This is a genomic window from Niveibacterium umoris, from assembly GCF_014197015.1.
Lineage (GTDB): Bacteria > Pseudomonadota > Gammaproteobacteria > Burkholderiales > Rhodocyclaceae > Niveibacterium > Niveibacterium umoris.
Genome location: NZ_JACIET010000001.1, coordinates 533116 through 549861, shown reverse-complemented (window position 1 = coordinate 549861; position 16746 = coordinate 533116). Strand labels below are relative to the sequence as shown.

Genomic DNA, 16746 nt, shown 5'->3' with positions numbered 1-16746 from the left:
GATGTTACTTGGCGCAGCCCTCAGGACTGCACTCTCAGCGCCGCAGCCGATTCGGCCAAGCGCGAAATACCATCCCAATCGCCACGTTCCATCATTTCAATCGGCGCGAGCCAGCTACCGCCGACGCACGCCACGTTCGGCAACTCGAGATAACTCGGGGCGGTCTCGAATGTCACGCCACCAGTAGGACAAAAAACGACATCGGGGAACGGGCCGGCCAACGCACGTAGCATTCCGACGCCGCCCGCCTCCCGTGCCGGGAAAAACTTCAGCGCCTCGAATCCCAAAGTACGGGCTTCCATCAATTCTGCCGGGGTCATCACACCAGGCAGCAACGGCAGCGCGGGCGCCACTGCGGCCTCGGCCAATTCTTTGGTCAATCCGGGGCTGACCGCAAACATCGCGCCGGCCGAAACCGCGGATTCAAGATCTTGCGGCCGGGTCACCGTGCCAACGCCGACAATGGCGTCTGGTACAGCATCACGCATCGCCTTTACAGCGTCCAATGCAACGTCCGTCCGCAGCGTCACTTCGAAGACACGGATGCCGCCCCGATGCAGCGCGCGCGCCAGCGGCGCTGCGTGCTCCAGATTCCGGATCACAATGACCGGCATGACCGGCCCGATACGCAGAACGTCAATCAGGTTCATTCGCTCTCTCAGTGAATACTGCCAAACACGCTTGCGCCCTGCTCTGCGCCGCAAACGGACTGCCTGAAAACACGGAACAACTCACGCCCCATGCCGGATTCGTTACCGACGAGATCCCGCTCAGCGACTTCCCGAGCCGCGAACTCCTCGTCGCTGATGAGAGCGGACATCAATCCTGCATTCGCATCCACACGTACCAAATCACCGTCGCGCAGGCGGGCAATGCCCCCCCCCGCTACGGCTTCCGGCGTCACATGAATCGCGGCTGGCACTTTGCCTGAGGCTCCGGACATGCGTCCATCCGTCACCAGCGCGACCTTAAAGCCTTTGTCCTGCAGATTAGCCAAGGTGGGCGTCAACTTGTGAAGCTCGGGCATACCGTTAGCACGCGGCCCCTGGTAGCGCACCACCACCACAACGTCGCGCTCCAACTCGCCGCGCTTTGCGGCTCCGATGACCTCGGCCTGATCGGCAAAAACGCGAACTGGGGCTTCTACCACCCGATGGTTCACATTCACGGCAGACACTTTGATCACCGCGCGTCCGAGATTGCCCTGCAATACCTTGAGGCCGCCATCTGCACTGAACGGATTTGAGGCCGGACGCAGAATCGAGGTGTCACCAGAAGCCTCCGGTGCGTCGACCCAGAGCAAGGAACCATCCGCAGACAACGACGGGATACGCGCGTAGCGCGACAGTCCCGGCCCTGCCACCGTTTGCACATCTTCGTGCAGCAAACCAGCAGCAATCAGTTCGCGAATCAGGAAGGCCAACCCACCGACGGCGTGGAACTGATTGACGTCAGCAGAACCGTTCGGATAAACCCTCGCAAGCAACGGAACAACATCCGACAAGGCATCGAAATCGTCCCAGTCGATGATGATTCCAGCGGCACGAGCGATCGCGACGAGGTGAAGCGTGTGATTAGTCGATCCGCCCGTAGCGAGCAGACCGACAATCGCATTGATGATCGAACGCTCGTCGATCATCTGACCGACCGGTGTGAATTGACCACCTTGCCGCGTAATCTCCACGGCACGCTTGGCGGCAGCGACAGTCATCGCGTAGCGCAGCGGAGATCCCGGTGCAACGAAGGCTGCGCCGGGCAGATGCAGCCCCATGACTTCCATCAGCATCTGATTGCTGTTGGCGGTGCCGTAGAACGTACAGGTCCCCGCAGCGTGGTATGCCCTGGATTCAGCCTCTAACAGCGCATCCGGCCCCAATTCCCCCGCGGCGTGCTTCTGGCGGAACTTCGCCTTTTCGTCGTTGGATAGCCCGGTCGGCATCGGACCGGCAGGCACAAACACTGCCGGCAATTGACCAAACGTCAGCGCGCCAATCAGCAGGCCAGGAACGATCTTGTCGCAGACGCCGAGATACAAGCCCGCGTCGAACATGTTGTGAGACAGCGAGACGGCCGTCGCCATCGCGATTACATCGCGCGAAAACAGCGACAGCTCCATGCCCGGCTGGCCCTGGGTCACGCCATCGCACATCGCAGGAACACCACCCGCGACCTGAGCAGTAGCGCCGGCTGCACGCGCAGCTTCTTTCAGCCATTCCGGGTAATCGCGGAAGGGTTGGTGCGCGGACAACATGTCGTTGTAAGCAGAGACAATTGCGAGATTGGGCTTGCGAAGCTCGCGGATGACAATCTTGTCCTGCGCCGGAGCTGCGGCGAATGCATGCGCGAGATTCGTACATGACAGATCCGAGCGCTGCGTCGCGACTGGCGCGGCAGCGACTTGATCGAGATAAGCGGCACGCGTGGCGCGACTGCGCTCACGAACCCGCTCGGTTATCTCGACGATTTTCGGATGAAGAGTCATGTAGATGTAAGGAACCGTTTCAAACTACGTCTGCGGCGGATTGTAGTAATGCTACAAATCGAACACAAGAAACCGTTGATGCAGCAATACAAGAAGTTGATCTAGACCAAGCGCACACACCGCCACCGTCAACTAAGCATATGTTTTATATAGATATCCATTTCCACTGCCAAGGCACCGTCCTGTTGCGAACACGCAACAGCTCGTCACTCCCGCACCGAAAAGCTGCACCCCGCTGAACACTGCACCACCCCGGTTCCTTGAAAGCTTGTAGTTTTACTTCTTATACTTTGCTGACATTCTTTGGCGCGTGTCTGCCTCTTGCCGGCGCGTTCACACATCTGAACAGGCGTTTTCCATGTCCCAGATCCCCCCTCTTGATGTCGTCCTGTTCGGCGCAACCGGCGATCTGGTCATGCGTAAGTTGATCCCGGCGCTGTACCACCTGCACCAGGACGGGATGCTGTCGGCAGAAGTGCGCATCATCGGGGTGGCGCGCAGCGAACTGAGCAGCCAGGCCTATGTGGATCGCGCGCACGCCCAAGCCAGCACTTTTCTGGGCGGCGCCTACAACGATGGGACATGGCAGTCCTTCGCGGCGCGCATCCAATACCAGGCGGTCGATGCGACAAAGCCCGAGACATTCAAAGCACTGGCAAGTGTCATCGGCAACACCGGGCGAGCCTGCGTCTACTACCTCTCCACAGCGCCAAACCTGTTTACGCCGACCTGTCGTAACCTCGCGGACGCAGGCCTGATTTCAGCGGACAGCCGGGTGATCCTGGAAAAGCCGCTCGGCACTGATCTGGCGTCGAACAAGGCAATCAATGACGAAGTCGGCCAGTACTTCGGCGAAAAGCAGATCTTTCGCATCGATCACTACCTCGGCAAAGAGCCCGTCCAGAACCTCCTTGCATTGCGTTTCGGAAACGTGTTGCTTGAACCGCTCTGGCGCGGCCAATGGGTGCGCGACGTGCAGATCACGGTTGCCGAGCAACTGGGCGTTGAAGCACGGGGCGAGTTCTACGAAAAGACCGGCGCGATGCGCGACATGGTGCAGAACCATCTGCTGCAGCTCCTGTGCATTACGGCAATGGAGCCACCGGCGTCGTTGGAACCAGACTCGGTCCGCGACGAAAAGCTCAAGGTGCTCAGGGCACTGAAACCGATCACCGGAGCCAGCGTCGGCAACAACACCGTGCGCGGCCAGTACCGTGCCGGCGCCGTGGGCGGGCAGCCGGTCAAGGGCTATCTGGACGAGGCAGGAATCGCGCCGGACAGCAACACCGAGACTTTCGTCGCGATCAAGGCCGAGATCGGTTCCTGGCGCTGGGCCGGTGTCCCGTTCTACCTGCGCACCGGTAAACGCATGCAGGAAAAGCTCGCCGAGATCGTCATCAATTTCAAGCCGATCCCGCACTGCATTTTCGATACCTGCCATGTCGGCCGTCCGGTGAACCGGCTTGTCATACAAATGCAGCCAGACGAAACCGTGCACCTGCATCTGCTTGCCAAACAGCCCGGCAACACCATGCGGCTCGGCGAAGTCGCCCTCGACATGGACTTCTCCGAGACTTTCAAGGCCCGGCAGCTTGAAGCGTATGAGCGACTGCTGATGGATGCCATGCTCGGCAACCTGACGCTGTTTGTGCGTCGTGACGAACAGGAAGCGGCATGGCGCTGGGTGGAACCCATTCTCGATGCCTGGGCGGAAAGCGGTGAGAAGCCAAAGTCCTACACTGCCGGGACTTGGGGCCCCGCAGCATCGAGCGCCCTGCTTGGGCGAAACGGCCACGCGTGGCACGAGGAAATCTGATGCCGCTTCACTTGCATGCGTCGGACAGCGCCACCACTCTCGATGCTGAACTCGCCGAGTGGGTCGCAAGCCGCCTGAAGGAAGGCGTCGCCCGCCGCGGCATGGCGACATTGGTGGTGTCCGGCGGGCGCACGCCGCTGGGCTTTTTCAGACAACTGCGGGGCATTCCGCTCGAATGGGGAAAGGTCACCGTCACCTTGTCTGATGAGCGCTGGGTCCCAAACGACCACGCCGACAGCAACGAACGTCTCGTTCGCGAGCACCTGCTGCGGGATGCGGCATCGGCCGCGGCATTCGTACCGCTCAAATTCGACGCCGAGACCCCGGCACACGGCGCGAGACTTGCCAGTGCTGCGCTCGCGCCCCATCACGAAGCGTTCGACGTCGTGATCCTCGGCATGGGCGAAGACGGCCATACGGCGTCGATCTTTCCCGATTCACCGCAAGTACTCGCCGGCCTTCACGACGCGAGCAATGCTGCCTGCATCGCTACCGAAAACGCCACCAAGGCGCCCCGCTGGCGCATCAGCATGACGGCTCCGCGTCTTCTGAACGCGCACAACATCGTTGTACACATTTCCGGCGCAGCCAAATGGGCCCTGCTCGGCGAGGCACTCGCCGGAACAGAGACCGAGCGCCTCCCGATTCGATTCGCACTCCAACAGGAAAGGACCCCTTGCCATGTCTTCTGGTGCCGCTAACACCTACCCTCGTCTCCTTGGAGACATTGGTGGCACGAACGCGCGCTTTGCCCTCATCCGCTCTGAGGGCGGGCCGATCGAGGACATCCGCACCTTGCCGGGTGCGAACTACCCGGGCCCGGCTGAGGCGATCGAGGCCTACCTCGCGGAGGTAGGCGGTGCGAGGCCGACCTCCGGCGCAATCGGTATCGCGAATCCGATCGACGGCGACCGCATCAAGATGACCAACCACACATGGGCATTCTCGATCGACGCCGTGCGGCAGCAGCTGAATTTCACCCGGCTCGTGTTCATCAACGACTTCACCGCGCTTGCGTTGTCACTGCCCTTCTTGCCCGATGGAGAACTGCATCAGGTTGGCGGCAAGGCAAGGGAGCTGAACCGGGCGATCGCGGTACTCGGGCCGGGGACCGGGCTGGGCGTCTCGGGCCTCGTCCCGTCTGCCGAGGGCTATCTGCCATTGGAAGGTGAAGGCGGTCACGTCACGCTTGCCGCAACCAATCCGGAAGAGGCCGCCGTGATCGAAGTGGCGCGAGCGACATTTCCGCACGTTTCGGCAGAACGCCTCATCTCCGGCCCTGGCTTGGTCACGCTGCACGAGTCACTCGCTGCCGTACGTGGCCTCCCGTCGCCCGGCATCGACGCACCCTCGATCACCAATGGTGCGCTTGATGGCTCGAATGCGCTGGCTTTGGACTCGGTCAACATGTTCTGCGGAATGCTCGGCACAATTGCGGGCAATCTTGCGCTGACGCTGGGCGCGAAGGGTGGCGTGTTCATTGGCGGCGGCATCATCCCGCGACTGGGCGATTTCTTCGATCGCTCACCGTTCCGCAGCCGCTTCGAAGACAAGGGCCGGTTCCGTTCGTACCTGGAATCGGTGCCGGTTTTTGTCATCCACTCGCCCTACCCTGCTTTCACCGGCGCCGCTGTCGCGCTTGAGCGCGCGCTCGCGAAACACTGACATCGCCTCACATCGCGGCGCGTCGGTGTTCGCCGGCGCGCCGTATCGTTTTTATGCGGGGCCGCTCGAACGGCACCGTCGGCAGTCTCCCCCTCGATATAAAAAAGGAGTAGTCCATGAATCCCACTTCGACGCTCGCCTGGAAGGCGCTTGACCAGCACGCCGGCCAATGGTCCGCCAAGCATCTTCGTGAGGTCTTTAAGGCCGACCCGGCCCGCGCACAGCGTTACGTCGCCGACGCATGCGGCATCCAGCTCGACTACTCCAAGAACCGCATCAACGATGAAACCCTCGAACTGCTGCTGCAACTGGCGTCGGAAACCGGCGTAGCCGCGCGCCGCGACGCCATGTTCAGTGGGGCCAAGATCAACAACACCGAGAATCGCGCAGTCCTTCATGTTGCCCTGCGCAATCGCAGCAACACGCCGATCGTGGTCGAAGGTGCAGACGTGATGCCCGACGTCAATGAAGTGCTTGAGCGCATGTTTGCATTCGCCGACAAAGTTCGCGCCGGTGAATGGAAGGGCCGCACCGGTGCCGCGATTACCGACGTGGTGAACATCGGTATCGGCGGTTCCGACCTCGGTCCGCTGATGGTGTGCGAAGCGCTGAAGCCTTACGGCCACGACACGATCAAGATGCACTTCGTGTCGAACGTCGATGGCGCCCAGATCGCCCAGACGCTGCGCAAGGTGAATCCGGAAACAACGCTGTTCATCATCGCGTCGAAGACCTTCACGACGATCGAAACGCTGACCAACGCGCACTCCGCGCGCGACTGGTTCCTCGCGTCCGGTGCCAGCGAAGCCGACATCGCCAAACACTTCGTGGCGGTTTCGACCAATGCCGCGGCCGTGAGCAAGTTCGGCATCTCCACCGACAACATGTTCGGCTTCTGGGACTGGGTCGGTGGTCGTTATTCGCTGTGGTCGGCCATCGGTCTGCCGATCGTGCTGTCGATCGGCCCCGACAACTTCAAGGCCCTGCTCGCCGGCGCCCATGCGATGGACGAGCATTTCCGTACCGCGCCGGCTGAAAAGAACCTGCCGATGCTGCTCGGCCTGCTCGGCGTGTGGTACGCCAACTTCCTTGGCTCGCCCTCCGTCGTAATCGCACCGTACAACCAGAACCTGCATCGTCTGCCGGCATATCTGCAGCAGCTCGACATGGAATCAAACGGCAAGGGCGTGCGTAACGAAGGCGACAAGGTCGACTACAAGACCGGCCCGATCATCTGGGGTGAGCCCGGCATCAACGGTCAGCACGCCTACTTCCAGTTGCTGCACCAGGGCACGCATCTGATCCCGTTGGATTTCATCCTTGCGCTGGAACAGAGCGACATGGATCCGAAACACCACGCTGTGCTGATCGCGAGCTGCTTCGCGCAATCGGCGGCGCTCATGCGTGGCAAGACCCCGGACGAAGTCCGCGCCGAACTCGACAAGGCCGGTGTAACGGGCGAACGCGCCGAGATGCTGGTCAAGCACCGCACTTTTGACGGCAACCGCCCCAGCAACATGATGCTGCTCGACAAGCTCGATCCGGCTCATCTGGGTGCCCTCATCGCGCTTTACGAACACAAAGTGTTCGTTCAAGGCGCCATCTGGGGTATCAACTCCTATGACCAATGGGGTGTCGAACTGGGCAAGCAACTGGCCAGCGGCATCGAGCGCGCACTCAAGGGCGGCGGCGGTGAGCTAGACTACGACGCTTCGACCCAGCGGCTGATCGGCTTGGCGCGTGCGCGACTCTCGCTCGACCGCTGACATCAACGGGGCGGCAAGACCCGAAGGCTCTGCCGCCCAAGCCGCACCTGAGGAGTTTCACGCAATGCAGTATCTCCACAAGAAGGCTCGCAGCCTTGCAGTAGCCGCACTCACAATTGCGACTGGCTTGGCAACGGTGCCCTCGCACGCGGGCCTTTTCGACGAGACCCTGTTCGGGCCGAGCGATGAAAAGCGCCTCGAACAATGGACAAAGAGCCCCGAAAAGAAGCTGACTTGGGGCGACGTGGACTTTGTACGTCTCGTTGCGCGCAACGGCGGCTCTCCGAATGCTCAACCGGTCTCGCTCGACGTCAAGCAGGTGGCCGCTGCGCTTGCAACGATTCAGGCGCGCCCGTTCCGGGATGTCAAAGAGCTGTTCTCGGAAGACGAAATCAAGAAACTTTCGCCTGCAATCGTCGCTGCCCTGAAGATCGCAGGGCCGGACCAGGACCTCGCCTTCGTGATCAGCGGCCAGCATGCCTGGACTGGCCTCGTTGCGCCGGTACTGACGAATACGGGTCGCATCTTCTTTGCAGACGGCAAGCTGAACATCATCATCGGCTTGCTTCAGGCTGACGTGGTCGGCAACAAGCTTTACGGTTCCCGTCAGGATCCCAAGTTTGATCTCGGATCACGTACCGCCCCCGCCAAGGACGTCAAGATTATTGGCGTCACCGAAGGCCAGGCACAACTGGTGCGTGAAGACTGGATCGCGCTGACACTCGCACCAAGCGCTGCGCCCGCGGTGGCTGGCGCAGCCGTTGCCGCGCCGGCCGCCGGCGCTGCCGCAACCGCGAAACCAGCAACGGCAGCCGAACCCGGTACCGACGCGTTTTACGCGAAACAGGAAAGCCGCCTCAAGGCGCTGCAGCGTCTGAAGGACCAGGGGCTGATCACCGAAACCGAGTTCCAGGCCAAGCGCGCACAGATCGTCAAGGATCTTTGAACCGACGCTTTGACGGGTCCAGAAGGCCGCACTCCGAAAGGTTGTGCGGCTTTTTCATGCGCGGATACGGCTCGCCCAGCCAGAAACAAGAACGGCGCCCAGGGCGCCGTTTCTTTTTGGAGACCTGCCGACGGTCGATCAGACCTGCATGTTCATCATGTCCTGGTACGCAGTGACCAGACGATTGCGCACCTGAACCATTTGCTGGAATGAGAGGTTTGCCTTCTGCAGGTTGACCATCACGTCCTGAAGGTTGACGTTTGGATCGCCGGCAGAGAACTGTTCTGACATGGCTTTGGCGTCGTTCTGCGCCTGGCTCACCTGCTGCAACGCGCCCTGCAACACTTGCGAGAAATCGACGCCGTCGCCGCTTTCGGCGGCTGCAGGTTTGCCCGCCGCCGCTTCTGCGGTGGCGCGCATCTGGCCGATCATCTGTTCAATGCCGCGCGTGTCCATGGTCTTCCTCTCCGTACTGCCAAGCAGCAAACCGTGTGCCAGTTTCAGACATCAGCGCCTTCAGCGCGATATTGCTGCAGCTTGTAGCGAAGCGTGCGTTCGGAAATGCCGAGCTTCTCGACAGCGAGTTTGCGCGAGCCACCGACCGATTTCAAGGTTTCAAGGATGTGCTGTTTCTCCAGATCCCGCATATTGCTTGGTTTCTCGTCGGACTCGACCAGCAGGAGATTGGCTTCCGGCGGCGCAGTTGCCTCCGCCTGCGCCCCCATCTGTGGCAAGCACAGGCGCATGTCGGCGGCTTCGACGGTGTCGCCACGCGCGAGAATCGCGGCGCGCTGCAACGTGTTTTCAAGCTCACGCACATTGCCGGGCCAGTACCAGGCGGCAAGAATTGCCGCCGCTTCGGGCGAGAGACGTGCGACCTTGCCGATCCGCTCGCTATGGCGCTGCAGGAAGTGGGTGGCGAGCGCCGCGATGTCGCGCGGACGTTCCCGCAAACTCGGGATCGCAATCGGAAAGACGTTGAGCCGGTAGTACAGGTCTTCGCGGAAGCGGCCGGCCTGGACCTCCTTGAGCATGTCACGGTTGCTGGTGGCAAGCACGCGGATATCCAGGGCAATCGGTTTCTTGCCACCGACACGCTCGACCTCGCGCTCCTGCAAGACGCGCAACAATTTGGCCTGCAGCGGCAGCGGCATTTCAGAGATCTCGTCGAGCAGCAGCGTGCCGCCGTCCGCCTGTTCGAACTTTCCAGCCTGCGCAGTCTGCGCCCCGGTGAAAGCGCCCTTCTCGTAGCCGAACAGCGTCGCTTCTAGCAGCGTCTCGGGGATCGCAGCGCAGTTGATGGCAACGAAAGGCCCCGCCGCGCGGCGCGAGTGGCGGTGGATGTAGCGCGCGAACACCTCTTTACCGGTACCGGATTCGCCTGTCAGCAACACCGTTGCGTCGGTTTCGGCGACCCGTGCCGCGAGCGACAGCACCTCGCGGGTGCGTCCGTCCTCGGCAATCATTTCGGATTCGTCCGGCGCCGCAATCGCATATCGCCTCACCTGTTCGAGCAGCACCGCCGGCTCGAAGGGCTTGAGCAGGAAATCGCAGGCCCCGGCCCGCATCGCCGCGACCGCAGTGCCGACATCTCCGTACGCCGTCATCAGCATCACCGGCAGCTGCGGGTGACCAGCACGGATCGCGTCGAGCAGTTGCAGCCCGTCCATCGGCTGCATGCGCAGATCGCTGACGACCAGGTTGAAAGCGCTGCGGTCGAGCTGCGCCAGCGCCGCCGGGCCGTCGCCCACCGCGGTGACGATGTGGCCGGCCGTCTCCAGCGTAAAAGCCACCGCGTCGCGAATGTCCGGATCGTCCTCGACCACCAGGATGTGCAGCGTCTCGATCATGCAAGCTCCTCGCGCGCCGGCAGCGGCAGGTCCAGCACAAAGGTGCTGCCCTCGCCGGGCGTCGATCGTAAAGAAATTTCGCCCCCGTGCGCACGCGCGACGCCGCGCGCGATCGCGAGGCCAAGGCCTGTGCCGTCGGCACGGGTGGTGAAGAAGGGTTCGAACAGGCGCGCCTGCAGCGCCGCGTCGATGCCTCGCCCGTTGTCTTCGACAGAGAAGCGGACCCGTTCCGCATCGCTGTCTGCCAGCAGGCGCACCGAACCACCTTCCCCTACGGCTTGCAGCGCGTTTTCGAGCAGGTTGGTCAGCGCGCCAGCGATGTCCTTGCGGTGCCCGGCCAGACGCAGTCCGGCGCAGCGGCATTCGCTGCTGAACGCCACAGCGCGCCGTGCCGCCACCGGCTCGATGGTGTGTTCCAGTTCGGCGACAAGTTCGCAGACATCGAAGTCTTCGCTGCCGAGCGCCTCGCCGCGGGCAAAACTCAGCATGTCGCGGATCAGCCGCTCAAGGTGGCGCAGGCGCTCGAGGGTGCGCTCGGTGCAGCGCACGCGGTCGGCCGGCGACAGCGTCGGCTCGGCGAGATTACCGGCGTAAAGCAGCGCAGCGGCCAAAGGCGTGCGAAGCTGATGCGCGAGACCCGCGACCATTTCACCCATCGCCGCCAAACGTTCGTTGCGCGCCGCGTTGCGACGCATCAGCCAAGCCTCGGTGACATCGTGCAACAGCACGATGCGCCCGCCGGCCGAATCCTCGGCAGTCTGCGACAGGGCGAGCCGGCGCGCGGCGTCTTCCGGGCCGGTCTCGAACTCCGCCGTGGTGTCGCTCGGGCGCAGCAGTTGCGCACAGGCGGCGGACCAGTCGGTACCGACGAGGTCGGCCTGCAGCATGGCGCGGCCGGCGGCGTTCACCTGCTCGACCTTGCCAGAGGCGTCGAGCAATACCACGCCGGCCGGCAGCGCCGCCAGCAGGCCGGTCAGGCGCTCGTTCAGGCGTTCGACCTGGCGTTCGAGGCCGGAGTAGGCCTGCGTGAGCTGTGCCGAGGCCTCCGAGAACTGGCGGAAGGCTTCTGCGAGCTGGGCGGCGTCGAGAGGTGGCTGGATCGTCTCTTGCATGATTGGGTGGAGCGCTCAGAGCCCTTTTTCCGGCCCTACCCGCAGATTAGCTGCACACAACCGGCAACAAGCGCTGAATAGGCGGCAAAAACTGCCGCTTAAACGGACTTTGCACTTGCCTTGCCGGCAACACAATGCGCCCATCCATAAAAGGGCCTTTGCGCCCAAGAGGTCACGACCATGGCCGACGCCGAACTCACTGCAGACCAGCCAGCACCGCCGCAGTCTCCGATCGAGCTGATCCGCGAGAACTTCAACCGCCTGACCGCGCGGCAGAAGATCGCCGGCGCTGCGGCCATCGCGATGTCGATCGCAGTGCTGACCGGCGTGTGGCTGTGGAGCAAGCAGCCGAACTACTCGGTGCTGTTCTCGGGGCTCGCGGAAAAGGATGGTGGCGCCATCGTCACCGCGCTGCAGGCACAGAACGTCCCCTTCAAGGTGACCGACAACGGTTCGGCGATCCTCGTTCCGGCCAACCAGGCCGCCGAGCTGCGGCTGCGCCTTGCCGCACAGGGTCTGCCCAAAGGCGGCTCGGTCGGCTTCGAGCTGATGGAAGGCAACCGCATCGGCCTGTCGCAATTCAACGAACAGGTGAATTACCAGCGCGCGCTGGAGGGCGAGCTGGGTCGCACGATCGGGTCATTGAACGCGGTGCAGAACGCCCGTGTGCACCTGGCCATCCCGAAACAGACCGCCTTCCTGCGTGACGAACAGAAACCCTCGGCCTCGGTGGTGCTGACCCTGCATGCCGGGCGCGCACTCGACGGCGGACAGATCGCCGGCATCGTGAACCTTGTATCGGCTGCGGTGCCGCAACTGACCGCGTCGGCGGTCAGCGTGCTCGACCAGAACGGCAACCTGCTCACCACCAAGGCGGATCCTTCCGGGCTCGACGCGACGCAGATCAAGTATGTGCGCGACATCGAAGACCGCTTCGTACGCCGCATCGAAAGCATCCTCGAGCCGATCGTTGGCCAGGCGAACATGCGCGCGCAGGTCACGGCGGACATCGACTTCGACCAGCAGGAACAGACCGCCGAGACCTTCGCGCCGAACCCGAGCCCGAAGCAGGCCATCCGCAGCCAGCAACTGGCCGACAACACCACCATGCAACCGGCACCCGCCGGCGTGCCGGGCGCCTTGAGCAATCAGCCGCCGGTGCCGGCCACCGCGCCGATCACCACCCCGGCCGCCCCCGGCACGCCCGGCGCGGCGAACCAGGCGCAGCCGCTGTCGACGAGCAAAACGTCGACGACCAACTACGAGCTCGACAAGACCGTCCAGCACACCAAGCGCGCCCTCGGCCAGATCCGCCGCCTGTCGGTGGCCGTGGTGGTTAACCACAAGACCGAGCGCGACGCGAAGGGCAACGTAAAGACCGTTGCGCTGTCAGATGCCGAAATGAAGCAGGTGAATGAGCTCGTCCGCGAAGCGGTGGGCTATAACGACCAGCGGGGCGACACGGTCAACGTCGCCAATGCGCCGTTCACCGAGTTCCTGCGCAAGGGCGAAGAGCTGCCGTGGTGGAAGGATCCGGAGCTGCGCGCACTGGCCATGGATATCGGGCGCTGGCTGCTGTTTGCGTTGCTGGCCGGGTTCCTGTGGCTGCGCGTGCTGCGCCCGCTGGTCAGGACAGTGGCCCCGCCGCCCCCGCCGGAACTGGAAGCCGGCGAGGAAGTGCCCGGCGAAGGCGAAGAAGGCGAGGAGGAAGGCGTCGTGGTCACACTCAACGAGGCGGGCGAGATTCCGGACGACCAGCTCTTGCCGCCAGAAGTGCGGATGGAGGAAATTGCCCGCATGAGCTTCGACCGCAAGATCGCCAAGGTGCGCGAGATCGCGGTCAAGAACCCGAAGGTGATCGCCACGCTGATGAAGGAATGGATGGGGAGCCAGCCGAATGAGCGACGCTGAAGAGGGAATCAACAAAGCCGCGCTGCTCTTGCTCACGCTCGGCCCGGACGAAGCGGCCGACATCCTCAAGCACATGACGCCGCGCGAGGTGCAGAAGCTCGGTCTGGCGATGACCAAGCTCACCCCGCAAGGCCGCGAGGCCATCGAGGCGCTGATCAACGAAGTCGCGATCTATGCCGCGAAGAGCTCGCCGGTACAGGCGGACGACGAGAAGATCCGCATCATGCTGACCAAGGCGCTCGGCGACGAGCGGGCGGCCAACCTGCTCTCTCGCGTGCTGCAAGGCTCGGATACGGCCGGCATCGAGTCGCTGAAGTGGATGGACGCCGCCACCGCGGCCGACCTGATCAAGAACGAGCACCCGCAGATCATCGCCACGATCCTGGTGCACCTGGAGTTCGACCACGCCGGCGAGATCCTGAAGCACTTCACCGAGCGCCAGCGCAACGACGTGCTCCTGCGCATCGCCACGCTGGACGGGGTTCAACCGACCGCGCTGAAAGAGCTGAACGAGGCACTGACGCGTGTGCTGTCGGGTTCCACCCAGCTCAAGAAGACCTCGATCGGCGGCGTGCGCCACGCGGCGGACATCCTCAACTTCGTCGGCAGTGCCGCTGAGACCGCGATCCTCGACAATGTGCGCGAGTACGACCCGGATCTGGCGCAGCGCATCCTCGACGAGATGTTCGTCTTCGACAACCTGATGGACGTGGACGATCGCGGGATCCAGACGATCCTGCGCGAAGTGCAGTCCGACCAGCTGGTCATCGCGCTCAAGGGCGCCAACCCGGAAATGCGCGAGAAGGTGTTCAAGAACATGTCGCAGCGTGCTGCCGAAATGCTGCGCGAAGACCTCGAATCGAAAGGCCCGGTGCGCCTCTCCGAGGTGGAAGCCTCGCAGAAGGAAATCCTCAAGATCGCCCGCCGCCTCGCCGAGGAAGGCCAGATCCAGCTGGGCGGCAAGGGCGGCGACGACTTCGTCTGAGCGGATACGGAATAGCCCATGTCGACCGATCTCGTCATCCGTGCAACACAGGCAGCCGGCGCCTACCGCCGGGTCCAGTTCGAGGACTTCGGCAGACCGTCCCAACCCGAGCCCGAGGTGGCGCCGGTTCTTGCCGAGCCAGAGCCAGCGGTGCTGCCGCCGGAACCCGAGCCCGCAGAATTGCCGCAAGGCAACGGACAGATCGAGATTGCGCCGGGCATCCATCTGCCCACCGCCGACGAGGTCGAACAGATCCACCAGGAGGCCTACAAGGCCGGCTACGACATCGGGTACGAGGAAGGCAGCGCGCGCGGTCGCCTGGAAGCGGCGGAGCTGCATCAGTTGCTGAGCCAGTTCGACGAGAACCTGAGCCACTTCGACGAAACGGTGGGCGCGGAAATCCTGGCCCTGGCACTCGAGGTGGCGCGCCTGGTGGTGCGCGATCATGTCGTGCATCGCCCCGAATCGCTGCTGATTGTCGTGCGCGAGGCGCTGAACCAGATGCCCCAGCAACACGCGACGCTGCATGTGCATACCGAAGACTCGGCCCTCGTCCGCCAGTACCTCGGCGAGCAGTACGCCCACGCTGGCCACCGCATCATCGAGGATGACAGCGTCGAACGCGGCGGCTGCAGAATCGAGGTGGCCGGCACGCATCTCGACGCAACGGTCGCGACCCGCTGGCGCCGCGTGGTCGAAAACCTGTCGCGCGAACATCCCTGGGAAGACGACTGATGAGCCGCCTCGCCACCTCCTGGCGTGACTATCTGGTCGATTGCGGCAAGATGGCCAGCGTCGCCACGCCCTACCAGGTCGCCGGCCGCCTGACCCGCATCAACGGGCTGGTGATGGAAGCCTCCGGGCTGAAACTGCCGCTCGGGTCGGGCTGTCGCATCCTGATTCCGGGCGGGGGCTCGGTCGAAGCCGAAGTGGTCGGCTTCACCGGCGACAAGCTCTACATGATGCCGACCGACGATGTGTTCGGTCTGGCCCCCGGCGCACAGGTAGTGCCCAACGACCCCGCGCAACCCAAGCTCACCACCACAGAACGGGTGGAACCACGCCGCCGCGCGTCTGACCGTGCCAAGCACTTGCCGGTGGGCGATGAACTGCTTGGCCGCGTCGTCGATGGCGCCGGCCGCCCGCTCGACGGCCACGGCCCGCTGCAGGTCAAGCACACCCGCTCGCTGCAGAGTCGCCCCTTCAATCCGCTCTCGCGCGCACCGATCGACGCCAGCCTCGATGTCGGAATCCGCGCCATCAACGCGATGCTGACGATCGGCCGCGGCCAGCGGATGGGATTGTTCGCCGGCTCCGGCGTCGGCAAGTCGGTGCTGATCAGCATGATGGCCCGCTACACCGAAGCCGAGGTGATTGTCGTCGGGCTGATCGGCGAACGCGGCCGCGAAGTGAAGGAGTTCATCGAGCAGAACCTGGGCGTCGCGGGCCGGGCCCGCTCGGTGGTGGTGGCCGCGCCGGCCGACACCAGCCCGCTGATGCGCCTGCAGGGTGCCGCTTACGCCACCACCATCGCCGAACATTTCCGCGATCAGGGCAAACAGGTGCTGCTGATCATGGACTCGCTGACCCGTTACGCAATGGCCCAGCGCGAGATCGCGCTGGCGATCGGCGAACCACCTGTGACCCGCGGCTACCCGCCGTCGGTATTCGCGCGCCTGCCGGCGCTGGTGGAACGGGCCGGCAATGGCCCGGAAGGCGGCGGTTCGATCACCGCCTTCTACACGGTGCTGGCGGAAGGTGACGATCAGCAGGATCCGATCGCGGACGCGGCCCGCGCAATCCTCGACGGCCACATCGTGTTGTCGCGCGCGCTGGCCGATCAGGGGCACTACCCGGCGATCGACATCGAGCAATCGATCTCGCGCGCGATGCACAACCTGATCAAGCCGACGCACTTCGAACTGGTGCGGCGATTCAAGCAGCTCTTCTCGCGCTACCAGCGCTCACGCGACCTGATCGCGGTTGGCGCCTACCAGCCAGGCTCGGATGTTCTGCTCGATGAGGCAGTACGTGCCTACCCGCAGCTGGAGGCTTTTCTGCAGCAAGGCATCGACGAACGCGCCGGTTATGAACAAAGCCTTGCCGCCCTGCACACCTTGTTCGGCGTTGAAACCTGATGGGCATTTTGCCCACGGCAGCTTGGCGTATATATTGAAGTGCGGCACCCCGCCGGATGAAGCTGCAACCCGAGC

At 63.4% G+C, this 16746-nt stretch carries 14 protein-coding genes; 9 read left to right on the top strand and 5 right to left on the bottom strand.

Translation table 11 applies throughout. The features are described from left to right. Positions 1 to 20: 20 nt before the first annotated feature. Positions 21 to 650, bottom strand: coding sequence for a bifunctional 4-hydroxy-2-oxoglutarate aldolase/2-dehydro-3-deoxy-phosphogluconate aldolase (gene eda / locus GGR36_RS02385; RefSeq protein WP_183631482.1), 630 nt, complete (start codon positions 648 to 650; stop codon positions 21 to 23). An 8-nt stretch (positions 651 to 658) separates the two neighbouring features. Next, the gene (gene edd / locus GGR36_RS02380; RefSeq protein ID WP_183631480.1) at positions 659 to 2482 is read right to left on the bottom strand and encodes a phosphogluconate dehydratase; all 1824 of its coding nucleotides are present in this window, start codon (positions 2480 to 2482) and stop codon (positions 659 to 661) included. Between the two features lie 358 nt (positions 2483 to 2840). Between edd and zwf the strand changes: the two genes are divergently transcribed. The 5 genes from zwf to GGR36_RS02355 all read left to right on the top strand — a co-directional run bounded on the left by zwf (position 2841) and on the right by GGR36_RS02355 (position 8675). Then, positions 2841 to 4298, top strand: coding sequence for a glucose-6-phosphate dehydrogenase (gene zwf / locus GGR36_RS02375; protein ID WP_183631478.1), 1458 nt, complete (start codon positions 2841 to 2843; stop codon positions 4296 to 4298). Next, positions 4298 to 4999, top strand: a complete 702-nt coding sequence (pgl, locus tag GGR36_RS02370) for a 6-phosphogluconolactonase (protein ID WP_183631476.1) — start codon at positions 4298 to 4300, stop codon at positions 4997 to 4999. The genes zwf and pgl overlap by 1 nt, the downstream gene beginning before the upstream one ends. After that, on the top strand, positions 4980 to 5963 hold the full coding sequence (locus tag GGR36_RS02365; RefSeq protein WP_183631474.1) for a glucokinase: 984 nt from the start codon (positions 4980 to 4982) through the stop codon (positions 5961 to 5963). Before pgl ends, GGR36_RS02365 begins: the two co-directional genes overlap by 20 nt. A 116-nt stretch (positions 5964 to 6079) precedes the next feature. Continuing rightward, positions 6080 to 7729 carry a glucose-6-phosphate isomerase gene (gene pgi / locus GGR36_RS02360; RefSeq protein WP_183631472.1) on the top strand — a complete coding sequence of 550 codons (1650 nt, stop codon included), beginning with the start codon at positions 6080 to 6082 and terminating at the stop codon, positions 7727 to 7729. 64 nt (positions 7730 to 7793) lie between these two features. Further along, positions 7794 to 8675, top strand: a complete 882-nt coding sequence (locus GGR36_RS02355; RefSeq protein WP_183631470.1) for an SHOCT domain-containing protein — start codon at positions 7794 to 7796, stop codon at positions 8673 to 8675. Between the two features lie 138 nt (positions 8676 to 8813). Here GGR36_RS02355 and fliE read toward each other — a convergent pair whose 3' ends face one another. Genes fliE through GGR36_RS02340 form a run of 3 tightly spaced genes read right to left on the bottom strand, consistent with a single transcriptional unit; the run spans position 8814 to position 11637 of the window. After that, positions 8814 to 9131: a flagellar hook-basal body complex protein FliE gene (fliE, locus tag GGR36_RS02350; protein WP_183631468.1), complete on the bottom strand. Its 318-nt coding sequence runs from the start codon at positions 9129 to 9131 to the stop codon at positions 8814 to 8816. A gap of 44 nt (positions 9132 to 9175) precedes the next feature. Then, the gene (locus tag GGR36_RS02345; protein WP_183631467.1) at positions 9176 to 10525 is read right to left on the bottom strand and encodes a sigma-54-dependent transcriptional regulator; all 1350 of its coding nucleotides are present in this window, start codon (positions 10523 to 10525) and stop codon (positions 9176 to 9178) included. Next, the gene (locus tag GGR36_RS02340) at positions 10522 to 11637 is read right to left on the bottom strand and encodes a sensor histidine kinase (protein ID WP_183631466.1); all 1116 of its coding nucleotides are present in this window, start codon (positions 11635 to 11637) and stop codon (positions 10522 to 10524) included. The genes GGR36_RS02345 and GGR36_RS02340 overlap by 4 nt, the downstream gene beginning before the upstream one ends. A gap of 180 nt (positions 11638 to 11817) precedes the next feature. Between GGR36_RS02340 and fliF the strand changes: the two genes are divergently transcribed. Genes fliF through fliI form a run of 4 tightly spaced genes read left to right on the top strand, consistent with a single transcriptional unit; the run spans position 11818 to position 16671 of the window. After that, on the top strand, positions 11818 to 13548 hold the full coding sequence (gene fliF / locus GGR36_RS02335) for a flagellar basal-body MS-ring/collar protein FliF (RefSeq protein ID WP_183631465.1): 1731 nt from the start codon (positions 11818 to 11820) through the stop codon (positions 13546 to 13548). Beyond that, positions 13535 to 14533 carry a flagellar motor switch protein FliG gene (gene fliG, locus GGR36_RS02330; RefSeq protein ID WP_183631464.1) on the top strand — a complete coding sequence of 333 codons (999 nt, stop codon included), beginning with the start codon at positions 13535 to 13537 and terminating at the stop codon, positions 14531 to 14533. The genes fliF and fliG overlap by 14 nt, the downstream gene beginning before the upstream one ends. Positions 14534 to 14551: 18 nt before the next feature. Then, complete coding sequence (locus GGR36_RS02325; protein WP_183631463.1) at positions 14552 to 15268, top strand: flagellar assembly protein FliH; 717 nt, start codon at positions 14552 to 14554, stop codon at positions 15266 to 15268. Further along, positions 15268 to 16671 carry a flagellar protein export ATPase FliI gene (gene fliI / locus GGR36_RS02320; RefSeq protein WP_183631462.1) on the top strand — a complete coding sequence of 468 codons (1404 nt, stop codon included), beginning with the start codon at positions 15268 to 15270 and terminating at the stop codon, positions 16669 to 16671. The genes GGR36_RS02325 and fliI overlap by 1 nt, the downstream gene beginning before the upstream one ends. The last annotated feature ends 75 nt before the right edge of the window (positions 16672 to 16746 follow it).